This window comes from Paracraurococcus lichenis, assembly GCF_030657435.1.
Taxonomy (GTDB): Bacteria; Pseudomonadota; Alphaproteobacteria; order Acetobacterales; family Acetobacteraceae; genus Paracraurococcus; species Paracraurococcus lichenis.
Window position 1 is genome coordinate 34854 of record NZ_JAUTWS010000011.1, and the last position, 23354, is coordinate 58207.

At 74.5% G+C, this 23354-nt stretch carries 18 protein-coding genes; 8 read left to right on the forward strand and 10 right to left on the reverse strand.

Going from position 1 to position 23354, the window contains the following annotated elements:
- Positions 1–185 precede the first annotated feature (185 nt).
- Positions 186–1052: a transporter substrate-binding domain-containing protein gene (locus tag Q7A36_RS13210; RefSeq protein ID WP_305104170.1), complete on the forward strand. Its 867-nt coding sequence runs from the start codon at positions 186–188 to the stop codon at positions 1050–1052.
- Between the two features lie 77 nt (positions 1053–1129).
- Positions 1130–1888, forward strand: a complete 759-nt coding sequence (locus Q7A36_RS13215) for an amino acid ABC transporter ATP-binding protein (RefSeq protein WP_305104325.1) — start codon at positions 1130–1132, stop codon at positions 1886–1888.
- Between the two features lie 24 nt (positions 1889–1912).
- Here Q7A36_RS13215 and Q7A36_RS13220 read toward each other — a convergent pair whose 3' ends face one another.
- Complete coding sequence (locus Q7A36_RS13220; protein WP_305104171.1) at positions 1913–2527, reverse strand: MORN repeat-containing protein; 615 nt, start codon at positions 2525–2527, stop codon at positions 1913–1915.
- Between the two features lie 56 nt (positions 2528–2583).
- On the opposite strand from Q7A36_RS13220, the gene Q7A36_RS13225 reads away from it, so the two are divergent.
- Both Q7A36_RS13225 and Q7A36_RS13230 read left to right on the forward strand, forming a co-directional pair.
- Positions 2584–3264 (forward strand): amino acid ABC transporter permease, encoded by a 681-nt coding sequence (locus Q7A36_RS13225; protein ID WP_305104172.1) that lies wholly within the window; start codon positions 2584–2586, stop codon positions 3262–3264.
- A gap of 64 nt (positions 3265–3328) precedes the next feature.
- Positions 3329–4009 (forward strand): amino acid ABC transporter permease, encoded by a 681-nt coding sequence (locus Q7A36_RS13230; RefSeq protein ID WP_305104173.1) that lies wholly within the window; start codon positions 3329–3331, stop codon positions 4007–4009.
- An 8-nt stretch (positions 4010–4017) separates the two neighbouring features.
- On the opposite strand, the gene Q7A36_RS13235 is transcribed toward Q7A36_RS13230, so the two are convergent.
- Entirely contained in the window at positions 4018–4713 is a 696-nt protein-coding gene (locus Q7A36_RS13235) for a substrate-binding domain-containing protein (protein WP_305104174.1), read from the reverse strand.
- 129 nt (positions 4714–4842) lie between these two features.
- Between Q7A36_RS13235 and Q7A36_RS13240 the strand changes: the two genes are divergently transcribed.
- Together Q7A36_RS13240 and Q7A36_RS13245 are read left to right on the forward strand one after the other, a co-directional pair.
- Positions 4843–5811: a tripartite tricarboxylate transporter substrate binding protein gene (locus Q7A36_RS13240; RefSeq protein WP_305104175.1), complete on the forward strand. Its 969-nt coding sequence runs from the start codon at positions 4843–4845 to the stop codon at positions 5809–5811.
- A 57-nt stretch (positions 5812–5868) separates the two neighbouring features.
- Entirely contained in the window at positions 5869–6813 is a 945-nt protein-coding gene (locus tag Q7A36_RS13245) for a tripartite tricarboxylate transporter substrate binding protein (protein ID WP_305104176.1), read from the forward strand.
- 63 nt (positions 6814–6876) lie between these two features.
- On the opposite strand, the gene Q7A36_RS13250 is transcribed toward Q7A36_RS13245, so the two are convergent.
- The 4 genes from Q7A36_RS13250 to Q7A36_RS13265 form a co-directional block, all read right to left on the reverse strand.
- Positions 6877–7350 carry a DUF3237 domain-containing protein gene (locus tag Q7A36_RS13250; RefSeq protein WP_305104177.1) on the reverse strand — a complete coding sequence of 158 codons (474 nt, stop codon included), beginning with the start codon at positions 7348–7350 and terminating at the stop codon, positions 6877–6879.
- Between the two features lie 24 nt (positions 7351–7374).
- Complete coding sequence (locus tag Q7A36_RS13255) at positions 7375–7791, reverse strand: rhodanese-like domain-containing protein (RefSeq protein WP_305104178.1); 417 nt, start codon at positions 7789–7791, stop codon at positions 7375–7377.
- 446 nt (positions 7792–8237) lie between these two features.
- Positions 8238–11099, reverse strand: coding sequence for a bifunctional diguanylate cyclase/phosphodiesterase (locus Q7A36_RS13260; RefSeq protein WP_305104179.1), 2862 nt, complete (start codon positions 11097–11099; stop codon positions 8238–8240).
- A 139-nt stretch (positions 11100–11238) separates the two neighbouring features.
- Positions 11239–12891, reverse strand: coding sequence for an acetolactate synthase large subunit (locus tag Q7A36_RS13265; protein WP_305104180.1), 1653 nt, complete (start codon positions 12889–12891; stop codon positions 11239–11241).
- 285 nt (positions 12892–13176) lie between these two features.
- Between Q7A36_RS13265 and Q7A36_RS13270 the strand changes: the two genes are divergently transcribed.
- Both Q7A36_RS13270 and Q7A36_RS13275 read left to right on the forward strand, forming a co-directional pair.
- Positions 13177–13956, forward strand: coding sequence for a Crp/Fnr family transcriptional regulator (locus Q7A36_RS13270; RefSeq protein WP_305104181.1), 780 nt, complete (start codon positions 13177–13179; stop codon positions 13954–13956).
- Positions 13953–18680, forward strand: coding sequence for a PAS domain S-box protein (locus Q7A36_RS13275; protein WP_305104182.1), 4728 nt, complete (start codon positions 13953–13955; stop codon positions 18678–18680). Before Q7A36_RS13270 ends, Q7A36_RS13275 begins: the two co-directional genes overlap by 4 nt.
- A gap of 34 nt (positions 18681–18714) precedes the next feature.
- On the opposite strand, the gene hypE is transcribed toward Q7A36_RS13275, so the two are convergent.
- Genes hypE through hypF form a run of 4 tightly spaced genes read right to left on the reverse strand, consistent with a single transcriptional unit; the run spans position 18715 to position 23352 of the window.
- Entirely contained in the window at positions 18715–19746 is a 1032-nt protein-coding gene (gene hypE / locus Q7A36_RS13280) for a hydrogenase expression/formation protein HypE (RefSeq protein ID WP_305104183.1), read from the reverse strand.
- Positions 19743–20873 (reverse strand): hydrogenase formation protein HypD, encoded by a 1131-nt coding sequence (hypD, locus tag Q7A36_RS13285; protein ID WP_305104184.1) that lies wholly within the window; start codon positions 20871–20873, stop codon positions 19743–19745. Before hypD ends, hypE begins: the two co-directional genes overlap by 4 nt.
- Positions 20873–21094, reverse strand: a complete 222-nt coding sequence (gene hypC / locus Q7A36_RS13290) for a HypC/HybG/HupF family hydrogenase formation chaperone (RefSeq protein ID WP_305104185.1) — start codon at positions 21092–21094, stop codon at positions 20873–20875. Before hypC ends, hypD begins: the two co-directional genes overlap by 1 nt.
- Entirely contained in the window at positions 21094–23352 is a 2259-nt protein-coding gene (hypF, locus tag Q7A36_RS13295) for a carbamoyltransferase HypF (protein WP_305104186.1), read from the reverse strand. The genes hypC and hypF overlap by 1 nt, the downstream gene beginning before the upstream one ends.
- Positions 23353–23354 lie beyond the last annotated feature (2 nt).

Below are 23354 nucleotides of genomic sequence, written 5' to 3' on the forward strand. Positions count from 1 at the left end.
CCGCCTGCGACGTGGCCGATACCCCCGCCCGGCGCGGCGGCAGGCAAAGGGCCGTGCTTCTGCCCAAGCGGCGGGCAACCGCGCGCCGCGGGGCCGCCGGCACCGCCCCCCGCCCGGTTGCGCCCCCTGGGCGGATGCGGGAACCTCCGGCCGCCCAGAAGACCCCTGCCGGAGCCGATCCGCCCATGCGCCTGCTGCTCGCCGCCCTCACGCTCTCCGCCGGCCTCGCCACGGCCGCCGGGGCGCAGACCATCACGGTGGGCGCCAAGGACTCCGGCCAGCCGCCGCTCCGCTGCGGTGTCGACGGCACCTTCGCGCCGCATGCCTTCCCCTCCCTGCAGGGCGGCGTGCAGGGCTTCCAGATCGACCTCTTCGATGCCGTGGCGAAGAAGCTGGGGCGGCCGCTCGAGATCACCTCGGCCAGCTTCTCCGGCCTCATCCCGGCGCTGAACGCCGGCCGCTACGACTTCCTCTGCGCGCCGACCACGGTGACGCCGGAGCGCGCGGCCAACCTGCTCTTCACCGAGGGCTATCTCTGGACCGAGCTGCAATTCGGCATCAGGCGCGGCACGCCGCCGATCAAGTCCGAGGAGGACCTGCGCGGCAAGGCGATCAGCGTGAACAAGGGCACGCCCTACGAGCAGTGGGTGACCCGCAACGCCGAGCGGCTGAACCTCACGCTGCTCGCCTTCGACAGCCAGGCGGATGCGGCGCAGGCGGTGATCCAGGGCCGCGCCTATGCCAACCTCTCCGGCAATACGGTCATCAGGTACAGCGCCTCCCGCACCCCGCAATACGTGGCGGACTACGCCCTGCCCGGCACGCGCTTCCACTGGGCGACGCCCTTCCGGCAGGACAGCGGCGCGATGCGCAACCAGGTGGAGCAGGCGATCGAGTGCCTGAAGAAGGATGGCACCGTCGCCGCGCTGTCGAAGAAGTGGTTCGGCGCCGAGCCGAGGGATGACGATGCCGAGAAGGTCGTCTTCCCCGGCTTCGGCCCGCCCGGCCTGCCCGGCTATGACGAGACGCCGAACAAGGCGGCCTGTTCGTGAGAGCGCCCGATGACCGGAGCGGCGAAGGGGTGCCCCACGAAGCCGCGCTTCGTGGGGACCCCGATGGCCGCGATGGTCTGAATCGGCCGCTCCAACCCAATCGCCCGATCGTCGAGGCCCGCGCCATCCACAAGCATTTCGGCCCGCTGCACGTGCTGAAGGGCGTGGACCTGGTGGTCGCGGAGCGCGAGCTGGTCTTCGTCATCGGCCCGAGCGGCTCGGGCAAGTCGACGCTGCTGCGCTGCCTGAACCGGCTGGAGGAGCCGTCCAGCGGCGCCATCACCGTGGACGGCATCGACCTGCTGGACCGCAGGACCGACATCAACGAGGCGCGGCAGCGCATCGGGATGGTCTTCCAGTCCTTCAACCTCTACCCGCACATGACCGCGCTCGGGAATGTCGCCCTCGCCCTGCGCAAGGTGCAGGGGAAGAGCAAGGCGGAGGCCGAGGCGCGCGCCCGCGCGGCGCTCGAGCGCGTGCACCTCGCCGACCGTGCCGGCCATTATCCCAGCCAGCTCTCCGGCGGGCAGCAGCAGCGCGTCGCCATCGCCCGCGCCATCGCGCTCGAGCCGCGGGTGATGCTGTTCGACGAGCCGACCAGCGCGCTGGACCCGGAACTCGTCGGCGGCGTGCTGCAGGCGATGCGCGAGCTGCGCGAGGACGGCATGACCATGGTGGTGGTCAGCCACGAGATGGGCTTCGCCCGCGCCGCCGCCGACCGCGTGGTCTTCATGGCCGATGGCCGGATCGTCGAGGAAGGCCCGCCGGCGCAGATCTTCGGCGCGCCGCGGCAGGAGCGGACCCGGGCCTTCATCGGCCAGGTGGAGCGGCACTGATCCATGCCGCCCAACGCGCCGCCGTCAGGTCGCCTTGTCCTCGCAGCTCTGCGGCGAGCGGGTGAAGGCGATCCAGGCATGCCCCGCATCGAAGCAGCCGAACTCCCATTTCCCCTCGAAGACCTTGCCGTCGACGCTGAGCTTGCCCTGGCCATGCGGCCCGTCGCGGAACCAGGCGCCCTCGTAGACCAGGCCGGCATTCGGGATGCTGAAGCGGCCGCCGGTGAAGTAGTCCTCGTGGTACTGCCCTTCCTCCTGCACGACGAGCCGGCCGGCGTCGTAGTGCGAGAGGCGCCCCGGCCCTTCCGCCTTGCCGCGGCGGAGCGTGCCCTCGTAGACCATCTGCCGCTCGCGCCCGGCCTCGCGCCAGGTGGTCACGGCCGTGCCCTCGCCCTCCGCCGCCCCTTCCGGGCAGGACCCGGTCCAGCTTCCCGTCAGCGCCTCCGCCGAGGCGGGCAGGCCGCCCACCCAGAGCCAGCAGCCGCCGGCGCCATCGGCGATGAAGCCGGAGCGCTGGCCGGGGACGGCGCGCTCGGCCTCCGGCGGCGGGCCGAAGGCGGCGGCGCCGAGCAGCGCCAGCAGCGGCAGGGCCCAGCGGGCGGCGTGTCGTCCGGGCAGGGTCATCGCATCGGGCTCCATCCTGGCATCCCGCAGGTCTGCACCCGCGGGCCGTTCGGGTTCAAGGGCATCCTGGCATGAGCGGCTGGGACCGCTTCCTCCAGTCCTTCTTCAACGCGAAGGTGGCCTGGGACTACCTGCCGAAGATCATCGACGGCTTCTGGCTGACCATCCTGCTCGCGCTCTGCATCATCGTCAGCGGCCTGCTCGCCGGGCTGGTGCTGGCGGTGGCGCGGAGCCTCGGCCTCAGGCCGCTGAACTGGTTCATCGTCTTCACCGTCGACCTGTTCCGCGCCCTGCCGCCGCTCGTGATCATCGCGCTGCTCTATTTCGGGTTGCCGGCGGCGGGCGTGCAGCTCTCGGGCTTCGCCGCGACCTGGCTGTCGCTCTCGCTGGTGCTGATGGCCTTCGCCGAGGAGATCTTCTGGGCCGGCATCACCGCGACGCCGCGCGGCCAGTGGGAGGCGGCGCGCAGCACCGGCCTCTCCTTCCTGCAGACCCTCGGCTGGGTGATCCTGCCGCAGGCGGTGCGGATGGTGATCCCGCCGCTGACCAACCGCACCATCGCCATCACCAAGGGGACGGCGCTCGGCTCGGTCGTCGCGGTCTCCGAGATCCTCGGCGCGGCGCAGGCGGGCGTGTCCTTCTCCTTCAACCCGACGCCGCTGACGCTCGGCGCCATCGCCTATGTCGTGCTCTTCGTCCCCGTCGTGATCCTCGGCCGCTGGATCGAGACGCGCTTCGCGTGGAAGAGGTAGCCATGCGATCGCGGAGGCCCGCAGGCGGAGCCAAGGACCGGAGCGTGAATCGCATGGCCAACACATGACATTCGACGACTTCCTGCTCGCCTTCTTCTCGCTCGATATCCTGCAGCAGGCCTGGCCGATCCTCTGGCAGGGGCTGCAGCAGACGCTGCTGCTCTCGGCGCTGGTGGTGCCGCTTGGCCTGCTCGGCGGCGTCATCCTCGCGCTGCTCTCGACCATCCACCACCCGCTGGTGCGCTGGCCGCTGATGGCCTGGGTCGACCTGTTCCGCGCCCTGCCGCCGCTGGTGCTGCTGATTTTCGTCTATGCCGGCCTGCCCTTCGCGGGGCTGGAGGTCTCGGCGCTCGGCGCGGTCGCCATCGGCTTCTTCCTCAATACCGGCGCCTATTACGGCGAGATCCTGCGGGCGGGGATCGAGAGCGTGCCGAGGGGCCAGATGGAGGCGGCGCGCAGCACCGGCCTCACGCGCGGCCAGGCCATGGCCTGGGTGATCCTGCCGCAGGCCGTGCGCAACGTGCTGCCCGACCTGATCAGCAACACGCTCGAGGTCGTCAAGCTCACCTCCATCGCCTCAGTGGTGGCGATGCCGGAACTGCTCTTCCAGGCGCGGCAGGCGCAGAGCGTGACCTACAACGCGACGCCCATCATGGCCGCGGCGGTGATCTACTTCCTGCTGCTCTGGCCGGTGGTGCGGCTGCTGAGCCGGCTGGAGAACCGGCAGCTCGCGGCTCGGCAGTAGACGCCGCCTCACAGCACGCCGCGCTCGCGCAGCCTCCGCTGCCCCTCCGGGCTGCGGAGGAAGCGGAGGAACCGCTCCGCCGCCGCAGGCTGCCGCGCGCCGGCCATCGCCAGGGCGCGATAGACGAGCGGCGCCTGCAGGTCCCCCGGCAGCGGGCCGAGCAGGCGGATGCGCGGCTCCTCGGCGATCAGCGTCATGGTGCCGGCGAGGATCTCGTTGCCCCGGCCGGCCAGCACCGGCGCGAAGATCCCCGTCGGCGTGGTGCGCCGGATGCGCCCCTGCAGCACATCGGCGATGCCGAGGTGCTCGAGCGCGCGGGCGAAGACCTGGCCCGAGGCGACGCTGTTGAACACGACGAGGTCGGCGCCGAGCAGCACCTGCCGCAGCCTCTCGGACGTGGAGACATCATGCGCCGGCGCGTCCGGCCGGTTGCCGAGCCCGACGCCGACCGTCCCGACCGGCTCGCCCTCCCCGGCCGCGACCCGGCCGGCGCGCGCGAGGCGGGCGAGGAATTCCGGCTGGACGATGACGAGGTCGGCGGCCTCGCCCTGGCCGATGATGCGCGCCTCGACCTCCGGCGAGGGCGCGCAGGCGAGGTCCACCGCGATGCCCTCCGCGCGCGCGAAGTCCGCGGCCAGCGCGGCCAGCGCGGGCTCGAGCGGGATGTCGGCCATGACCCTGATGGATGTGGTCCCCGCTGCCATCGCCGCCTCCGCTCCGCTGCGCCAAACGGCATCCTGCGGCCCGCGGCGCGGCGCCTCAATCTCCGGCGACGCGCGGTTGCGCATGCGGGCCGGCAGCGGGCAGGCTGGGGGCGGAAACGGTCCGAGAGAATGCCGATCGCCCCGCCTCGCCGCGCCCTGGCCCGCCGCGCGCTGCTCGCCGCGCCGCTCGCCCTGCCCGCCGCCGCGCAGACCGCCCGGCCGGTCCGGCTGCTCGTCGGCTTCCCGCCCTCGGCCATCCCGGACCTGGTCTCCCGCATCCTCGCGCCGGCGCTGACCGAGGCGCTCGGCCAGCCCGTGGTGGTGGAGAACCGCCCCGGCGCGGGCGGCGCGCTCGCCGCCGAGGCGCTGCTGCGCGCCCCGGCCGATGGCCAGACGCTGATGATGATGGCCCAGTACCTGCCGGTGCTGCCGGCGGTGCAGCGGCACGTCCCCTTCGACGTCGGCGATGTCCTGCCGCTCGCCGGCACCGCCCAGGCGCCGCTGGTGCTGCTGGTGCCGCCCGGGCTCGGGGTGCGGGACCTCGCCGGCTTCCTCGCCCTGGCCAGGGCGCGCGGCGAGTCCCTGCCCTATGGCCATTCCGGCCTCGCCAGCGCGCCCAACCTCGCCATGGCGCTGCTGCGCGACGCGACCGGCATCGCGCCGCTCGCCGTCGCGTACAAGGGCGAGCCGGAGATCCTGAACGGCCTGCTGACCGGCGCGGTCGAATGCGGCTTCGGCTTCCTCGCCGGCGCCAGCGCGCAGATCCGCGGCGGGCGGCTGCAGGGCCTCGGCATCACCGCGGCCGGGCGGGCGGCGCTGCTGCCGGCGGTGCCGGACTTCGCCGAGCTTGGCCTGCCCGCAGTGCGGATCGGTGCCTGGTGGGCGGTCGCGGTGCCGCGCGCGACGCCGCCGGCGGTCCAGGCGCGGATCACCGGGGCGGTGCGCGCCGTGCGATCCATGCCCGAGACGCGCGCACGGCTGGGGGCGGCGGGCTGCCTGCCGCTCGACCTCGAGGGCGCGGCGCTGGCCGCCTTCACCGCCGTGGAGCGCGACCGGCAGCTCGGCCTGTTCCGCCGCCTCGGCGTGCAGCCGGAGTAGCCGGGCGGCGGCGGGCGGGCGATGCTCGGACGCCGCAACGTCCCGGAGGATCCGCCCTTGCCCACCCGTCGTGCCCTGCTCGGCGCCGTCGCGCTGGCCGCCCCGGCGCTCGCCCAGTCCTGGCCGACGCGGCCGATCCGCATGCTGGTGGGATACCCGCCCGGCAGCCCGCCCGACCTGATCGGCCGGGTCTTCGGGCCCGGCATGGGGGAGCGGCTGGGCCAGCCGGTGCTGGTGGAGAACCGCCCGGGCGCCAATACCGCGCTCGCCACCGAGGCGCTGCTGCGCGCCCCGGCGGATGGGTACACGCTGATGATGATGCCGCAATTCGTGCCCGCCCTGCCGGCGGTGCAGCGGGTCTCCGGCTTCGACGTGGCCGACCTGCAGCCGCTGGCCGGCACCGGCCAGGCGCCGATGGTGCTGCTGGTGCCGCCCGCGCTCGGCGTGACGGACCTCGCCGGGTTCCTGGCGCTGGCGCGGGCGCGGGGCGATCGGCTCGGCTTCGCCCATGCCGGGCATGCCGGCGTGCCGAACCTCGCCATGGCGCTGCTGGCCGAGGCGGCGGGCATCAGGCCGATGGGGGTCGCCTTCCGCAACACGGTCACGCCGCTGCTCTCGGGCGATGTCGACTGCGCCTTCGGCTTCCTCGGCGATGCCGCGCCGCAGGTCCGGGCGGGCAAGCTGGTCGGGCTGGCGGTGACGACGCGCGCCCGCTCGCCGCTGCTGCCGGAGGTGCCGAGCTTCGCCGAACTCGGCATCCCCGCGGTCGAGATCGCCGCCTGGTTCGCGGTGACGGTGCACCGCGCGGTGCCCGCGCCCCTGCAGGCGCGGCTGACCGAGGCGGTGCGCCAGGTGCGGGCGGAGCCGGAGGTGGCGGGCAGGCTGGAAGGCGCCGGCCTGTCCATCTTCCCGCTGGACGGCGCGGCGCTGCAGGATTTCGCGCTGCGGGAGCGGGACCGGCACCTGCTGCTCTTCGAACGGCTGGGGGTGCGGCCGGACTGATGGCCCCCGCCGGTGCCGCGGGAGCAGCCATGCCGGCGGCGGCGATCCGTCCCGCGCGCACCCCTAGCGCACGGCGTAGACGTCGTAGGTGGGGCCGGCCGGCGGGCGCTGGCCGACGCCCACCGCCAGCACGCGGTTCATCCAGGCGAGGTCGGGCTCGCCCGTCTCGAAGCGGATGGCGATGCGGAAATAGTAGTCGGCCGGGTCCACCGCCTCGCCGCGGCCGAGCCGCGCCAGCACCTCCGGCGGGCCGCTGCGGACGCCGCTGTAGTGCATGAAGAAGGTCTGCCCCTGCTCGGTCCGCATCACTAGGCGGACATCCATATGGGCGGTGCCGTCCGCCTCCACCCGCAGCCAGTCCGCCGTGGTGCCAGGGACCAGCCTGCCCTTCAGCGACGGGCCCTCGAAGGTCCCGCCGGTGACCGGGATCACCCGCAGTTCCTTGCCCGGCCCGGCGGCGGCCATCTGCGGCGTGCCGGCCTCGAGGACCATGCGGAACAGGAATTCGGTCTTCAGCGGCAGCGGTTCGATCGCCATGCGCGTCTCCTCCCTCTCTCGTGGTCAGCGCTGCCGCCAGGGCAGGCCGGTGGCCTTCCAGCCCGCCACCGTGCCGCGATGCCCCTCGGCATCCACCGGCCCCTCGAAGCCGTCGGCGACGTTGAAGGCATGCGGGAAGCCGGAGGCCTGCGCCGCCATGCCGGCGGAGAGGCTGCGGGCGCCCGAGCGGCAGATGAAGAACAGCCTGTTTGCCTCGGTCAGACCGGCCTTGCGCAGATGGTCGGGGAAGGCGCCGTTCACCGCCATGCTGGGATAGACCTGCCAGGGGATCAGCAAGGGCTGCTTGGCGAGGTCCGACAGGTCCGGCAGGCCGACGAAATTCCATTCGGCATCGGTGCGCACGTCGATCAGGACGGCATCGGGATCGCTCTTCAGTGCCTCCCAGGTCTCGGCCGGGGAGATGTCGGGCACGGCGGGCATGGGATGCGGCCTCCTTCGCGGGAGCGCGAGCATGCGGCCGGGCGGGGATGCGGGCAAATCGCGCTTTCGGACGACAGCCCGGGTCATGACCGCCGAGGGTCGCCCCGGGTGGTCGGCGACGGGGTGCCAGGTAGCCCGCGTAGGGTTCCAGCCTGGTCAGCGAGCGACCGGCGGTCCGGGCCGGGACGCCGCGGCCGGCGGCGGAGCCGCTGGCCGAGACCACGCGCAGCCGCTGCCGCGCGCGATGATGCGGATCCGCCTGCCCCGATGCTGCGGTTCACGCCGGTGACCCAGGTGGCGACCCGGTGCGGGCGCGGCCCCTGCCCCGCCGCCTCCACACCGGCGGTCCGGGCGGCGATCCCACCCCTGCCGCGGCCCGATGCCGGCCTGCATGAATGCCGACCGGCATGCATCGGGTTCGCCGCGCCGCCGCCGGCGCGACCGGGTCAGAGAGCGCGCAGCGCGCCCGCCTCGTCGAGGCGCTGGCACAGCGCCGGCACCTCGGAGGCCGGGACCGGGCGGCTGAACAGGAAACCCTGGAGGTTCGTGCAGCCGATGGAGCCGAGCGCCGCCATCTGCGACACGGTCTCGACGCCCTCGGCGGTCGTCGCCATGCCGAGGCTGCCGCAGAGCGCAATCATGGCCGTGACGATGGCGGCGCTGCCCTCGTCGCGGCTGAGGTCGGAGACGAAGGACTTGTCGATCTTGACCCGGTCGAAGGGGAACTCCCGGAGATAGCTCAGCGAGGAGTAGCCGGTCCCGAAATCGTCGAGGGCGACGCTGACGCCGAGCGACTTCAGCGCGCGCAGGATCGCCAGGGTCGCCGGGGCATCCCTGACCATCACCGCCTCGGTGATCTCCACCTCCAGCCGCGACGCGGGGAGGCCGGAGGCCTCCAGCGCCGCCGCCACCGCGGCACCCGGCCCCGCCCCGGCGAACTGCGCCGGCGAGAGGTTCACGGTGACCTTGAGGCTGCCGGGCCAGGACACGGCATCCGCGCAGGCCCGCTGCAGGACCCAGGCGCCGAGCGGGACGATGAGGCCGGTCTCCTCGCAGAGCGGGATGAACTCTTCCGCCGGGACGAAACCCCGCCCGGGGTGGCGCCACCGGACGAGCGCCTCGAAGGCGCCGATGCGCCCAGTGACCGCATCGACCACCGGCTGGTAGAACAGCTCGAACTCGCCGGCCTCGAGGCCGCGCCTCAGATCCATTTCGAGCGAGAGCCGGCGCTGCATGACCGCGTCCATCTCCGGCTCGAAGAAGCGGAAGACGCCGCGGCCCTCCGACTTCGCCCGATACAGGGCGAGGTCGGCATTCCGCATCACGGTCTCGGTGGTGTCGCCGTCGGTCGGCGCGAGGGCGACGCCGACGCTCGCCCCGATCGACAGCCGGTGCCCCTCGACCTCGTAGGGCTCGCAGAGAACCGCGATCAGGCGCTCGGCCAGTGCCCGGGCGTCCCGGGGCTGGTCCGTGCTGTCCTGGATCACCGCGAACTCGTCGCCGCCGAGGCGGGCGGCGGTGTCCGTCTCGCGGACGCTCTCGCGCAGCCGCGCCGCCACCTGCCGCAGCAGCCCGTCGCCGACCCCGTGGCCGAGCGTGTCGTTGACCGCCTTGAAGCGGTCGAGGTCGAGGCAGAGCACCGCGACGCCGCCGCCGCGCCTTGCCCGCGCCAGCGCCTCCTGCAGGCGTTGCATGAACAGCGCGCGGTTGGCCAGCCCGGTCAGCGTGTCGTGGTGCGCCATATGGGCGACGCGCGCCTCCGCGCGGCGGCGCTCGGTGATGTCCTCGAAGGTGGCGAGCCAGCCCCCCCCTTCCATCGGCGTGAGGCAGGTCGCCACGCTCCGGCCATCGCCGAGGTCGCGCACATAGGACACTGTCTCCCGCGCTGCGACGCGCGCCGCGGTCTCCGCCTTGACCATCGCGGCAAGGGAGGCCGGCAGGTGTCCGGCCGCGACGGCGTGGTCCACCATGTCGTCGTAGTGCAGGCCCAGGGCCTGAACGCCGGCCGGCACGCCGAACAGCGCGCCGAGGCGCCCGTTCGCCACCACCACCCGGGCCTCGGCATCGAACATGCAGAGGCCCTGCGACATCGCATCGAGGGCGGCGCCGAAGCGGGCGTTCAACAGCCGCGCCGACCGCTCGGCGGCCTCGCGCTGCATGGCCGCCGCGAGCTCGGTCTCCGCCCGGGCCCGCTCCGCCTCGGCCCGCTCCGCCTGGCTCTGCGCGGCGGCGAGCCGGATCTGGTCGCGCGCGCGGCGAAAGCCGACCATCGCCACGCAGCCGAGCGCGAGTTCGAGCACGACCGCGGAGGAGACGAGATAGAACGCCTCCTTGCGCCAGTCCCGCAGGGCTTCCTCCACGGTCAGGCTCGTGGATACCGCCACGGGATAGCGCTTCAGCAGGCGCGTCGCGGTGAGGCGGTCCACGCCGTCGATGGAGCTGGCGCCGCGGGTGAGGCGCTCCGGCGTGCCCAAATGCAGCATCGCCTGCAGCAGGTCGGCATTGGCGCGCTGCTGCCCTGCCTGCCCGGCCGCGGCGGGGTAGCGCGCGAGGAGCAGCCCGTCGTCGCGCCGCATCGAGATGCGGCTTTCCGCGCCGGCCGCGGCCGCCGCGTAGAGGCGCTCGAAATAGGCCAGCTCGACCGCGCCGAGGATCATGCCGAGGAATTCGCCGCCGGGGCCGGACACCCGGCGGGCGATGTAGAAGGTCAGCGTCCCGGTCCCGCGGTTGGGCACCGGCTCCCCGATGAAGTGAGTCAGCGCCGGGTCGGCCTTGAGCGCCTTGAAGTAGTCGCGGTCCGAGACATCCACGGAAGGGATCGGCCAGTAGCGGCTGAAGTTCATCAGCCTGCCATCGGCATCGACGAGGGTGAGGGCGTCGAGTTGCTCGAGGCCGGCGATGCGCCCCTGGAGCTCCTCGTGCACCGTGAGGCCGCTCGTCGCGGCGCGGAAGGCGTCGAGGGTCGTGACGCCCTGGGCGCGCAGCCGCTCCGCGATGCCGGTCTGCACCAGCTCCACGCCCTGGAACGAGCGTTCGGCCTGGTCCGCCAGGATCAGGGCGAGGCGCTGCAGATGCTCCCCGGTCGCATGCAGCGCACGGTCCCGCTGGCTGACGACGGAGAGGGCGGCATTCGCGGCGACGCCGAGGCCGAGGAGGAAGGCCATGACGACCAGGAGCCGCAGGCCGCCTGCCCTCGGGGAGGCGGCCTGCGGCGGCGCCGGGAGAGCGTCAGCCGCCTGCCGTTCCCCGGCGCCGGGACCGGCCGGCGGCGAGAGCTCGCGCCCCATTCTGTTCGCGTCGCCGTCCATGGTGCCCCTGGTCGCGTGTGCAAGCGGTGGCGCCGTGTACAGCGCGCGCCCGACACGAACCGAGCGGACCGGTGCCTAAATCGCCAGGGGACGACGGAAAGCGGCGCCGATCGGCGCCACACCCGACAAGGTCTGCGGATCAGGCCGGCGGGGCGACGGGCAGGCGCGCGGCCAGTTCCTCGACCAGGACGCGCCGGTTCTCCGCATAGTCGACCGGCACCGCGACGAGGTGCACGCCGCCGGCCCGGAAGGCCGCCTCGAGCGTCGGCACCAGCTCCGCGGCGGCGCCGATGCGATGGCCACGCGCGCCATAGGCCTCGGCGTAGCGGACGAAATCCGGGTTGCCGAAGGTCATGCCATGGTCCGGGAAGCCGTCCACCGACTGCTTCCAGCGGATCATGCCAAAGGCGCCGTCCTCCAGGACGAGGACCACGAGGTTCAGCCGGCGCCGGACCGCCGTCTCCATCTCCTGGCTGTTCATCATGAAGCCGCCATCGCCGCAGACCGCGAGCACCCGCCGGTCCGGATGCAGCATCGCCGCCATCATGGCCGAGGGCAGGCCCGCCCCCATGGTCGCCAGCGCATTGTCCAGCAGCAGCGTGTTCGCCACCGTGGTGCGGTAGTTGCGGGCGAACCAGATCTTGTACATGCCGTTGTCGAGCGCGACGATCCCGTCCTCGGGGATGACCCGGCGGACGTCATGCACCAGGCGCTGCGGGGTCAGCGGAAAGCGGTCCTCCTCGGCGCGGTCGGCGATGCGGCCGAGGATGCCCTCGCGCAGCGGCAGCAGGGCGCCGGCCCGGTGCAGCCGCCCATCCAGCCGGTCGGCCAGCAATTCCAGGCTGGGCCCGACATCGCCCACCACCTCGGCATGCGGGAAATAGACCTGCTCGACATGCGCCGGGGTATAGCTGACATGGATCACCTTCGGCCCGCCCGGCCCCATGAGGAAGGGCGGCTTCTCCACGGTATCGTGGCCGATGGCGATGATGAGGTCGGCGCGCTCGATCGCCTCGTGCACGTAGTCGCGCTCCGACAGCGCGGCGGTGCCCATGTAGAGGTTGGAGCCGCCCGCGACCGTCCCCTTGCCCATCTGCGTGGTGAAGAAGGGGATGCGGGTGCGGCGGACGAAGCCCTGCAGACCGGCGGTGGTGCGCGGCCGGCTGCAGGCCGCGCCGAGCATGACCAGCGGCCGCTCCGCCGCCAGGATCATCTCGGCGGCACGATCCAGCGCCGCGCGGTGCGCCACCGGGATCTCGATCGGGTGCGGTGGGATCAGCGGCGGCGGCCCGACCTCCTCGCCCGCGACATCCTCGGGCAGTTCGAGGTGGACGGGACCGGGGCGCTCCTCCATGGCGGTGCGGAAGGCGTCGCGGACCAGGGTGGGGATGGTGGCGCCGGCGACGACCTGCCGCGTCATCTTGGTCAGCGGCCGCATGGCCGCGACGGTGTCGACCATCTGGAAGCCCGCCTGCCGGCTGCCCTTGATCCCCTTCTGGCCGGTGAGCATGACCATGGGCATGGCGCCGAGATGCGCATAGGCGGCGCCGGTGACGAGGTTCAGGGCGCCCGGCCCGAGGGTGCTGAGGCAGACGCCCGGCCGCCCGGTGAGCCGGCCATGGGTCGCCGCCATGAAGGCGGCCGGCTGCTCGTGCCGGGTCAGCACGAGGTCGATCCGCGAGCCGCGCAGGGATTCGACGACGTCGAGGTTCTCCTCGCCCGGCACCCCGAAGATGCGGTCCACCCCTTCGTTCTCGAGGGCCGCCACCAGCAGGTCGGACGCCTTGGTCATCGCGGTCTTCCTCGTCGGTCATGGGGCCCGGTCGGGTGGAGGGCAGGACGCGGGCTCGCCGGGCGGAGGATCACGCACCGGGAGGGCGCTGCCAATGGCCGGGAAGGCAGCATCGCGCCGGCAGAACCCAGGCTCTCCCACCATCGCCCGGCGTAACGGATCGAAAAAATATACAGATCTGCCGTCTACCGTGCAGAAAGTCGGTATACGAAATGGCTATCCCCCGAATGCGCGAGATGACCATCGTGCCGCGCGTTGTGCTCAATGCAATTACGATTGGGGTTGATGGTTTCACAGGACGCCTCGGCTCGCCGCACCCGCCCGGCCCGCCATCCCACCCGCCCCGCTGCGCACAACCGCCTGCTCGCAGCCTTTCCGCGCCAGGACCTGGCAGGCCTCGCCGACCAGTTCGAGGAGGTGCGGCTGGTGCGCGGCCAGATCCTGTTCGAGCCGGGCCAGGTCCCCCCGCATGTCCACTTCCCGCATGCGGGCACCATCATCTCGCTGGTCCTGCCGCTGCGCGACGGCGGCACGACCGAGACGGTGACCGTCGGCCTGGAGGGCGCCGTCGGGCTCGGTGTCGATGCCGCGGATGCCGCCGTCGAGGCTTATACCCGCGGCGTGGTGCAGATGCCCGGCGCCGCGGCGCGGATCCTGACCACCAGCCTGGCCCGGGCGGCCGCTGCCTCGCCCGCGCTCCGGCAGTTGCTGGCGCGCCATGCCGAGGCGGCGATGTCGATGGCGCTGCAGACCGCCGCCTGCAATGCGCAGCATCCGCTCCGCGCCCGCCTTGCCCGCTGGCTGCTCACCGCCCAGGACCGGTCTGGCGACGCCGCCGCGCCCCTGCCATTGACCCAGGAAGTCCTGGCCGAGATGCTGAGCGTCCGGCGCGCCAGCGTGGGCGAGGTGGCCCTCGCGCTGCAGGCCGAGGGGCTGGTGCGGCTGAGCCGGGGCGGCGTCCGGGTGCTCGACCGCGCCGGGCTGGAGGGCGCCGCCTGCGAGTGCCACGCCGCCCTCCGTTGCCGTTATGGCCGGTTGCTGCCGGGACCGGAGGCCGGCCGGTGAGGCATCGCTCCTGCCCGGCGGGGCTCGATGTCCCGCCGGACGGCGATCGGCGCCCTCCCCGCCTGCCCCGGGTGCGCTTCACGACGCTGCTGCTCGGCCTCGTGCTCGCGGTGCTGCTGCCCGCCCTCGCCTTCGGCGGCCTCGCCGCCTGGCAGGCGGTGGAAGGCCGCCAGGCCGCCGCCGAGGCACGGCTGCGCGACACGGCGCGCGCCCTCGCCCTCGCGCTCGACCGGGAGATCGACCGCCACATCGACCTCGCCCGCGGCCTCGCCACAGCAGAGGCCCTCGATGGGCCGGAGCCCGACCTGGCACGCTTCGAGGCGCAGGCCCGCCGTGTCCTGGCGAGCTTCGGCACCACCGCCGTGCTGCTGGACGCCGCTTCGCTCCGCCAGGTCGTCAACACCGCGCTGCCGCCGGGAAGGCCGGCCGGGGCCGTGGCCGCGGCCGACTTCCGGTCGGTGGCGGAGACCGGCCGGCCCCTCGTGACCGATCTGGTGGCGGGCGCGGTGGCGGGCCGGCCCGTGGTCGGCGTCGCCGTGCCGGTGCTGCGCGACGGCCGCATTCCCTTCGTGCTCGCGCTGCGCCTGGACCCCGAGGATCTCCGGCGCCTCCTCGCCGAGGAGGGTCTCGCGGCAGGCCTCTTCGCCGCGGTCACGGACGGGCATGGCGCGCCGGTCGCCCGCTCGGATGCGCTCGACGCCCGGCTGCCCGGGCAGACCATCCCGGAGGAGAGCCGGCGCCGGCTGGCCGCCGCCCCCTCGGGCCTCTACCGCGCGGTCGCGCTCGACGGGGCCGAGCGGGTCTTCGGCGTCCACCGGCTCGGCAGCGCCCCCGGCTGGGCGGCCGTCGTGGCGCAGCCCGCCGCCGCCTTCAACGCCGCCTGGCGCGCCCCGGCCCTGGCGCTGGGCGCCGGCGCCGCCCTCGCCCTGGCACTCGGCGGCGCCCTTGCGGTCGTCATCGCGCGCGGCGTGCTGCTGCCGGTCCGCCGGCTGGAGGTCTATGCGCGCGCGCTCGCGGAAGCCGATGGGCCGCCGGCGGCCGGCTCCGCGGCGGCGATCCCACCCGCGGGGGTGGCGGAGCTGGAGGCGCTGCGCCAGGGCTTCGCCGCCGCGGAGGCCGCGCTCGCCGGACGGGAGGCGCGGCTGCGCACGGTGCTGGACCACATGCCCGTCGGCGTGTCCCTGGCCGAGGCGCCTTCGGGGCGGATCACCTTCTCCAGCCTGCGGCTCGACGCGATCCTCGGCCATCCCGTGATGACCGCCGCGGGGATCGCCGAGTACGGCCAGTGGGAGGCCTACCACCCGGACGGCCGGCGCGTCGCCGGCAGCGAGTTTCCGCTGGCCCGGGCCCTGGCCGGGGAGGCGACGCCGGTCCTCGAATACCGCTACCGCCGCGGCGACGGCCGCCTCGCCTGGCTGCGCTCCAATGCCGCGCCGATCCGCGACGCCGCCGGCACGATCACCGGCGCGGTGGTGGCGACCCTGGACATCGACGCCAAGCGCCGCGCGGCCGAGGCGCTGGCCGAGAGCGAGGCGCGGCTGCGGCTGGCGACCTCCGGGGCGGGCGTCGGCACCTGGGAGCTGGATCTGGTGACGGGCCAGGGCCGCTGGTCGCGCGAGGCCGGTGACCTCCTCGGCATCGGGCCGCTGGAGGCCGGCGCGGAGACCTGGGTGGAGGCGCTGCACCCGGACGACCGGGCCGCGGCGGCCGAGGCCTGGCGCCGGGCCATGGCGGAGGGCGCGCCCTATGAGGCCAGCTTCCGCTCGGCCGAGCCGGCCGCGGATGGCGGCGAACGCTGGCTGGTCTCCCGCGGCATCGTGGAGCGCGATGCCGCGGGCCGGCCACTGCGGGGGCTCGGCGTGCTGATCGACCTCACCCGGCAGCGGCGTGCCGAGGCGGCGCTGGCCGCGAGCGAGGCGCAGCTCCGCACCGTGGTGGAGACGGTGCCCGTCGGCCTGGTCATGGCCGAGCTGCCTTCGGGCCGGATCATCGGCGGCAACCGCTATGTCGAGCAGATGCTGCGCCACCCGGTGCTGCACTCGCCCGACATCGACAGCTATGACGAGTGGGTCTCCTACCACGCCGACGGCAGCCGGGTGGACGGGCACGAATACCCGCTCGCCCGCATGGTGCAGGAGGGCGAGGAGAGCCCGGCCATCGAGGTCCTCTACCAGCGCGGCGACGGCACCCGGGCCTGGACCCGCATCATGGGCCGCCCGGTGCGCAATGCGGAGGGCAAGGTCACCGGCGGCGTGGTGGCGCTGCTGGACGTGGACAGCGAGCGACGGGCGCGCGAGGCCCTGGCCGAGAGCGAGTCGCGGCTGCGGACCGCGACCGAGAATGCGCGGGTCGGCCTCGTCGTGGTCGGCCGCGATCACCGCTACCGTTTCGCCAACCGCGCCTATGCCGAGATCCTCAGCCTGCCGACGCATGACATCCTCGGCCGGTCGGTCGCCGAGGTGTTGCCCTCGGTCTATGCCGGGCAGATCCGGCCGCGGCTGGATCGCGCCTTCGGCGGCGAGCGGGTCGAGTACGATCTGCACCGGCCTGGTGCGGCGGGCGTGGCCGACGAGCATTTCGCCGTCACCTACGAGCCGGGCTCGACCGGTGCGGGCGAGCCGATCGTGGTCGTGGTCATCACCAACGTGACCGAGCGGGTGCTGGCCGCCCGCGTCCTGGCCGAGGGCGAGGCACGCTTCCGCGCCATCGCCGAATCCCTGCCGGCGCTGGTCTTTGAGACCGACACGGCGGGCCGCAACCTCTACGTCAACCCTCGCTATGCCGCCTTCACCGGCATCGCGGCCGATGCCCTGATGGGCGATGGCTGGCAGCAGGCCCTGCATCCGGACGACCGCGGCGCCGCCCATGCGGCCTGGTCCGCCGCGGTCGCGGCCGGCACGCCCTATGCGCAGGAGTTCCGCTTCCGGCACCGCGGCGGCGCCTTCCGCTGGTTCCTCTGCCGCGGCGCGCCGATCCGCGACGGCGAGCGCCGAATCACCGGCTGGGTCGGCACCTGCACCGACATCGACGACCAGAAGCGGGCCGAGGAGGCCCGGCTGGAGGGCGAGGCCCGGCTGCAGCTCGCGCTCGAGGCGGGCGGCATGGGCCACTGGTCCTGGGACCTGCTGTCCGACCGGGTGGAGATGGATGCCCGGGTGGCCGCGCTCTTCGGCCTGGACCCGGCGGGCGAGCCGCCGGGCGGCGCCGAGGCCCTGTCCCGCGTGCATCCGGACGACGCGCCGGGCCTGAACGCCGCCATCGCCACCGCCGTCGCGGCGGGCAACGGCACCTTCGGCCACCAGTTCCGCATCGTGCACCGGGACGGCGCGGTCCGCTGGCTGCGGAGCCATGCCCAGGCCATGCCCGGGCCCGATGGTCATGCCCTGCGCCTGGTCGGCCTGAACTTCGACGTCACCGACATGGTCCATGCGCGGGAGGTCCTGGCCCGCGAGGCCGAGGAACTCGACCGCCTGGCCGAGGAACTCGACCGCCTGGCCGAGGAGCGCGGCCGGGCGCTGGCCGCGACCGAGGCGCGGCTGGCGCATGCGGCCAGGATGGAGGCGCTCGGGCGGCTCGCCGGCGGCATCGCGCATGACTTCAACAACGTGCTGCAGGCGGTGGAGGGCGGCATCACGCTCGCCTCCAAGCGCCTGCTGCGGGACCCGGAGCAGGCGCGGCGCTATCTTGGCCTTGCCGCCGAGGCGGCCGGGCGCGGCGCCGCGGTGACCAGCCGTCTCCTCTCCTTCGCCCGCCGCGGCGAGCTGCAGGCCGAGCCGGTCGGCCCCGCGCCGCTGCTCGCGGGCCTGATGGATTTCCTGCGGCCGATGATCGGGGCGAACATCGCGCTGCGGGCCGAGGTGCCGCCGGGCCTGCCGCCGCTGCTCGCCGACAAGGGCCAGCTCGAGGCGGTGCTGGTCAACCTCGCCAACAATGCGCGCGACGCCATGCCCGGCGGCGGCGGGCTGACCCTCGGCGCCGAGGCCGCGACGGTGCCGGGCGCGGCGGGCGCCCCGCCCGGCCTCGCGGAGGGCGTCTATGTCCGCCTCTTCGTCGCCGATGACGGCGAGGGCATGCCGCCCGAGGTGCTGGCGCGGGTCAGCGAGCCCTTCTTCACGACCAAGCCCAAGGGCAAGGGCACCGGCCTCGGCCTCGCCATGGCGCGCGGCTTCGCCGAGCAGTCGGGCGGTGGCCTGTCGATCGAGAGCGCGCCGGGGCGCGGCACCACCGTCTCGGTCTGGCTGCCGCGCGTGCCGGACCGCCATGCCGGCCTGCCCGAGGGGACCCGGGACGGCGTCTCCCGAATGCCGCCGCTTTCCGGCGAACTCCGGGTGCTGCTGGCCGAGGACACGCCCGAGGTGCGGACGGTCCTGGCGGCGCAGCTCGAGGACCAGGGCTATGCGGTGTGGCAGGCCGAGAACGCCGGCGCGGCGCTGGACCTGGTGGAGGCGGGCCTGCGGCCGGATGCCCTGGTCACCGACCTCGCCATGCCTGGGCCGATGGACGGCCTCGACCTCCTCGCCGCGCTGCGGGCGCGGCTGCCGCGGCTGCCCTCCGTCCTGGTGACCGGGCATGCCGGCGATGCCGGGCCCGGGCGCCTGGAGCTCGCCGAGCATGGTGGCCCCTTCGCCCTGCTGCGCAAGCCCGCCGCGCCCGAGGCGCTCTTCGACCGGCTCGCCCGCGTGCTGCGGCAGGCCGGGATCCCCGGGCTGAAGGCGGCGCACTGACGCGGCGGCGCAGGGTGGGGACGGACCGGCCCGGTCAGCAGATGCGCGGAAGCTGCTCGCCCGCGAGCCAGTCCACCATGCGCCGGCCGCCGAAGCGCGTGTCGATCTGCACGTAGCGCCGCGCATCCTCCGTCACCGTGCCGATGCGGGCGGCCTCGCGTCCCAGGGGATGGGCGCGCAGCGCCGCGAGCGCCGCCTCCGCCTCCCCGGGCGGCAGGATCGCCACGAGCTTGCCCTCGTTGGCCACGTGCAGCGGGTCGAGGCCGAGCAGCTCGCAGGCCGCGGCGACGGCGGGGCGGACCGGGATCGCCGCCTCCTGCAGCAGCATGCCGCAGCCGCAGCGGTCGGCGACCTCGTTCAGCGTCGCCGCGAGGCCGCCGCGGGTCGGGTCGCGCAGGCAGCGCACCCCCGGCGCGGCCGCGAGCAGCGCGCCGACCAGCCCGTGCAGCGCCGCGCTGTCGGAGAGCAGGGGCTCGGCGAATTCCATGCCCTCCCGCGCCGCCATGATGGCGACGCCGTGGTCGCCGACGGGGCCGTTCAGCAAGATGACGTCGCCCGGCCGCACCTGCCCGGCCGAAGGCGCGATGCCCGGCCGGCAGCGGCCGATGCCCGTCGTCGTGACGAAGACGCCGTCGCCCTTGCCGCGCTCGACCACCTTGGTGTCGCCGGTGACGACCGGCACGCCCGCCTCCCGCGCCGCCGCGGCCATGGAGGCCGCGATGCGCGCGAGGTCGGCGAGCGGGAACCCTTCCTCGATCACGAAGGCGGCCGAGAGGGCGACCGGCGCCGCGCCGGCCATGGCAAGGTCGTTCACCGTGCCATGCACGGCGAGCGAGCCGATATCGCCGCCGGGGAAGAAGAGCGGCGAGACGACGAAGCTGTCCGTCGTCATCACCAGCCCGCCGCCGATGGGCGAGGCATCCTCGGCGCGAGCGAGCACCGGGTTGTCGAAGGCGGCGCGGAACACCTCCTCGACGAGCTGGCCCATGGCGCGGCCGCCGCCGCCATGCGCCAGCTCGACCCGCCCCTGCGCGAGGTCGAGGCGTCGGCGCCTCACCGCGCTCATGCCCCTGCCTCCATGCGGGCGCGGCCATAGCTGTAATAGGCGGCGCACGAGCCCTCGGGCGAGACCATGCAGGACCCCATGGGCATGTCGGGCGTGCAGGCGGTGCCGAAGATGCGGCAATCCGCCGGCTTCTTCACGCCGCGCAGGATCTCGGCGCAGGCGCAGGCCTTGTGGTCGGGCACCGCCTGGTAGGCCATGCCGAAGCGCCGCTCGGCGTCGAAGGCCGCATAGTCCGGTGCGATCGCCAGCGCGCTGTCCGGCAGATGGCCGAGGCCGCGCCACTCGAAGCCGTCCCGCCGGACGAAGACCCGCTGCAGCAGGTCGAGGGCGCGGCGGTTCCCCTCCCGCGTCACGGCGCGGGCGAACTGCGTCTCCACCGCGGCGCGGCCCTCGTTCATCTGCCGTACCAGCATCAGCACCGCCTGCATGAGGTCGAGCGGCTCGAAGCCCGCGACGACGATCGGCCGGCGGTGCAGCGCGGCGAAGACCTCGTAGGGGCCGCTGCCGATGATGGTGCTGACATGGCCGGGGCCGATGAAGCCGTCGATGCGCAGCCGCCCCTCCCCGGTCTCGGGCGCGGCCAGGATGGCGGCGATGGCGGCCGGCGTCAGCACGTGGTTGCAGAAGACGGAGAAATTCCGCAGCCCCTCGGCCGCCGCCTGCAGCAGCGCGACGGCGGTGGTCGGCGCCGTGGTTTCGAAGCCGATGGCGAAGAACACCACCTCCCGCCCGGGATTCTCCCGCGCCAGCCGCAGCGCATCGGCGCTGCCGAGCACCATGCGGATATCGGCGCCCTCCGCCTTGGCGCGCATCAGGCTGCGGCGGTCGCGCCCGGGCACGCGCATCATGTCGCCGAAGGTGCAGAGGATGACGCCCCGGCTGAGCGCGAGGTCGATCGCCATGTCCAGCCGGCCGACCGGCAGGACGCAGACCGGGCAGCCCGGGCCATGGATCAGCTCCACGTTGCGCGGCAGCAGGTCCTCGAGGCCATAGCGGCAGATCGCATGGGTATGGCCGCCGCAGAACTCCATCAGCCGGTAGCGCCGGGCGGGATCGGCCTCGGCCGCCAGGGCTGCGGCGATGCGACGGGCCAGGCCGGGGTCGCGGTACTCCTCGACGTAGCGCATCACGCCACCTGCGGAAGCTGTTCGAGGGCGTCCAGCATGCGCGCCGCCTCCGCCGCGTCGATCTTCGCCAGGGCATAGCCGACATGGACGACCACATGGTCACCGACCGCGACATCCTCGACCAGGGCGAGCGAGACGGGGATGCGCACCCCGCCGAGCTCCGCCACCGCCTCCGTCTCGCCGCGCAGCTCCAGGATGCGCGCGGGCACCGCCAGGCACATCAGACCTCTCCCTGCAGATGATGTTGCGCGACCCAGGCCTGGCCCAGCGCCAGGCCGCCATCGCCGGGCGGCGCCAGGCGCGGCAGCAGCGCGGCGATGCCATGCCGCGCGAAGCCCTCCGCCAGCCCCTCCGCCAGCACCGCATTGGCCAGGCAACCGCCGCCGAGGGCGATCCGCCGCTCGCCCCGCCCCGCCAGCAGCGGCAGGGTCCAGTCGACCAGCGCCGCGACCAGCGTGCCGTGGAACAGCTCGGCGCCCTCCTGCGGGTCGCGGCCATCGAGCGCGGCGAGCAGCGGCAGCAGGTCCAGCACGCCGGCGCGCACCGCCCAGCCGCCGGGCAGCACCCGCGGGCGCCGCACCAGCGCCTCCAGCCGCATCGCCGCCTCGCCCTCGTAGCACTGCACGGCGCTGACCCCGAGCAGCCCGGCCGCCGCATCGAAGAGCCGGCCGCAGGAGGTGCTGGGCGGGCAGCGCAGCCCGCGCGCCAGCAGCGCCGCCACGCCGGCCGCCTGCGGCTCCCCGGCGAAGCGCGCGGCGATCGCCTCGCCGCGGCCGAGCGCATGCAGTGCCGCGGCGGCCAGGCGCCAGGGCTGCCGCGCCGCGGCATCGCCCCCCGGCAGGGCCAGCGGCGCCAGATGCCCCAGCCGCTCGAACCGCGCCCCCTCCACCGCCAGGAGTTCGCCGCCCCAGGCCGCGCCGTCGCTGCCATGGCCATGCCCGTCGAGCGCCAGGCCGAGGCAGGGTCCCTCGACGCCATGCTCCGCCAGCACCGCGGCGACATGGGCGTGGTGGTGCTGCACGCCGAGCGCCGGGACGGGCAGCGCCTGCGCCAGTGCCGTGCTGGCGAGGTCGGGGTGCAGGTCATGCGCCAGCAGCGCCGGCGCCGCCTCGGTCAGGGCCAGCAGGTGGCGCAGGGCCTCGGCATGGAAGTCGCGCGTCGCGCCGCTGTCGAGGTCGCCGACATGCTGCGAGAGGAAGGCAGCCTCGCCGCGCGTGACGCAGACCGCCGCCTTCAGATGCGCGCCGAGCGCGGCGACCGGCGGGCCGCCGCGCGCCAGGCGGATCGGCGCCGGCGTGCAGCCGCGGCCGCGGCGCAGCCAGCGCGGCGCCCCGGCGACGACGCGCGCGACCGGGTCGTCGGCCCGCACCAGGATGGGCCGGTCGTGGTCCACCACGGCATCGGCGAGGCCGTGGAGGCGCCGCGCCGCCTCCGCCCCGTCCAGCACCAGCGGCTCGCCGGGCGGGTTGGCGCTGGTCATCACCAGCAGCAGGTCCTGCGGCGCGGCGCACCAGGCAATGCCGGCGGGGCGGCCGGCGGCCTCGTGGAAGATCAGCCAGTGCAGCGGCGCATAGGGCAGCATGGCCCCGACCCAGCCGAGGCCCGGCGCCGGATCGGGCAAGTCGATGGCCCCGCGCCGGCGCAGCAGCACAATCGGGCGGGCGGGACTCTCCAGCAGGGCGCGCTCGGCCGGGGCGATGGCGGCGACGGCATCGAGGCTCGCGGCATTGGCGGCCATCAGCGCGAAGGGCTTGGCCTCCCGCCGCTTCGCCGCCCGCAGGCGGGCGACGGCGGCGGCGTTCCGCGCATCGCAGGCCAGGTGGAAGCCGCCGATGCCCTTGATCGCCAGGACCTGCCCGGCGAGGAGGCGCGCGAGGATCTCCTCGACCGGCACGGAGAGCCGCGGGCCGCAGGCGGGACAGGCGATGGGCTGGGCGTGGAAGCGCCGGTCCGCGGGGTCGGCATAGTCCCGCGCGCAATCGGCGCAGAGCGGGAAGCCGGCCATGCTGGTCTGCGGCCGGTCATAGGGCAGCCGCGCGGCGATGGTGAAGCGCGGGCCGCAATGGGTGCAGTTGAGGAAGGGGTAGCGGTGGCGCCTGTCCGCCGGGTCGAAGAGTTCCGCGAGGCAGTCGCCGCAGACCGCGGCATCGGGCCCGATGGCGGTCGTCGCCGCGCCGGCGCGGGCACTCTCCAGGATGGCGAAGCCCGGCGCGGCCGGTGGCGCGGGCGCCAGCGCCTCCTCCTCCAGCGCGTCGAGCCTGACGAGCGGCGGCGGGCGCTCCGCCAGCGCCGCGCGGAATAGCGCCAAGCGCTCGCCGGCGGCCTCGATCAGCACGCCGGCCTCGTCGTTCCTGACCCAGCCGGAGATGCCGAACTCGCCGGCCAGGCGGTGCACGAAGGGCCGGAAGCCCACGCCCTGCACCAGTCCGCGCACCCGCAGACGGGCGCGCGGGACAACAGGGGCGAGGGCGCCGTCCATGG

Bases quoted from the DNA above. Each gene is read 5' to 3' on its own strand.
- Q7A36_RS13210 (WP_305104170.1), top strand. From the start codon at position 186: ATGCGCCTGCTGCTCGCCGCCCTCACGCTCTCCGCCGGCCTCGCCACG.
- Q7A36_RS13220 (WP_305104171.1), bottom strand. From the start codon at position 2,527: ATGGAGCCCGATGCGATGACCCTGCCCGGACGACACGCCGCCCGCTGG.
- Q7A36_RS13225 (WP_305104172.1), top strand. From the start codon at position 2,584: ATGAGCGGCTGGGACCGCTTCCTCCAGTCCTTCTTCAACGCGAAGGTG.
- Q7A36_RS13230 (WP_305104173.1), top strand. From the start codon at position 3,329: ATGACATTCGACGACTTCCTGCTCGCCTTCTTCTCGCTCGATATCCTG.
- Q7A36_RS13235 (WP_305104174.1), bottom strand. From the start codon at position 4,713: ATGGCAGCGGGGACCACATCCATCAGGGTCATGGCCGACATCCCGCTC.
- Q7A36_RS13240 (WP_305104175.1), top strand. From the start codon at position 4,843: ATGCCGATCGCCCCGCCTCGCCGCGCCCTGGCCCGCCGCGCGCTGCTC.
- Q7A36_RS13250 (WP_305104177.1), bottom strand. From the start codon at position 7,350: ATGGCGATCGAACCGCTGCCGCTGAAGACCGAATTCCTGTTCCGCATG.
- Q7A36_RS13255 (WP_305104178.1), bottom strand. From the start codon at position 7,791: ATGCCCGCCGTGCCCGACATCTCCCCGGCCGAGACCTGGGAGGCACTG.
- Q7A36_RS13260 (WP_305104179.1), bottom strand. From the start codon at position 11,099: ATGGACGGCGACGCGAACAGAATGGGGCGCGAGCTCTCGCCGCCGGCC.
- Q7A36_RS13265 (WP_305104180.1), bottom strand. From the start codon at position 12,891: ATGACCAAGGCGTCCGACCTGCTGGTGGCGGCCCTCGAGAACGAAGGG.
- Q7A36_RS13270 (WP_305104181.1), top strand. From the start codon at position 13,177: ATGGTTTCACAGGACGCCTCGGCTCGCCGCACCCGCCCGGCCCGCCAT.
- hypE (WP_305104183.1), bottom strand. From the start codon at position 19,746: ATGAGCGCGGTGAGGCGCCGACGCCTCGACCTCGCGCAGGGGCGGGTC.
- hypD (WP_305104184.1), bottom strand. From the start codon at position 20,873: ATGCGCTACGTCGAGGAGTACCGCGACCCCGGCCTGGCCCGTCGCATC.
- hypC (WP_305104185.1), bottom strand. From the start codon at position 21,094: ATGTGCCTGGCGGTGCCCGCGCGCATCCTGGAGCTGCGCGGCGAGACG.
- hypF (WP_305104186.1), bottom strand. From the start codon at position 23,352: ATGGACGGCGCCCTCGCCCCTGTTGTCCCGCGCGCCCGTCTGCGGGTG.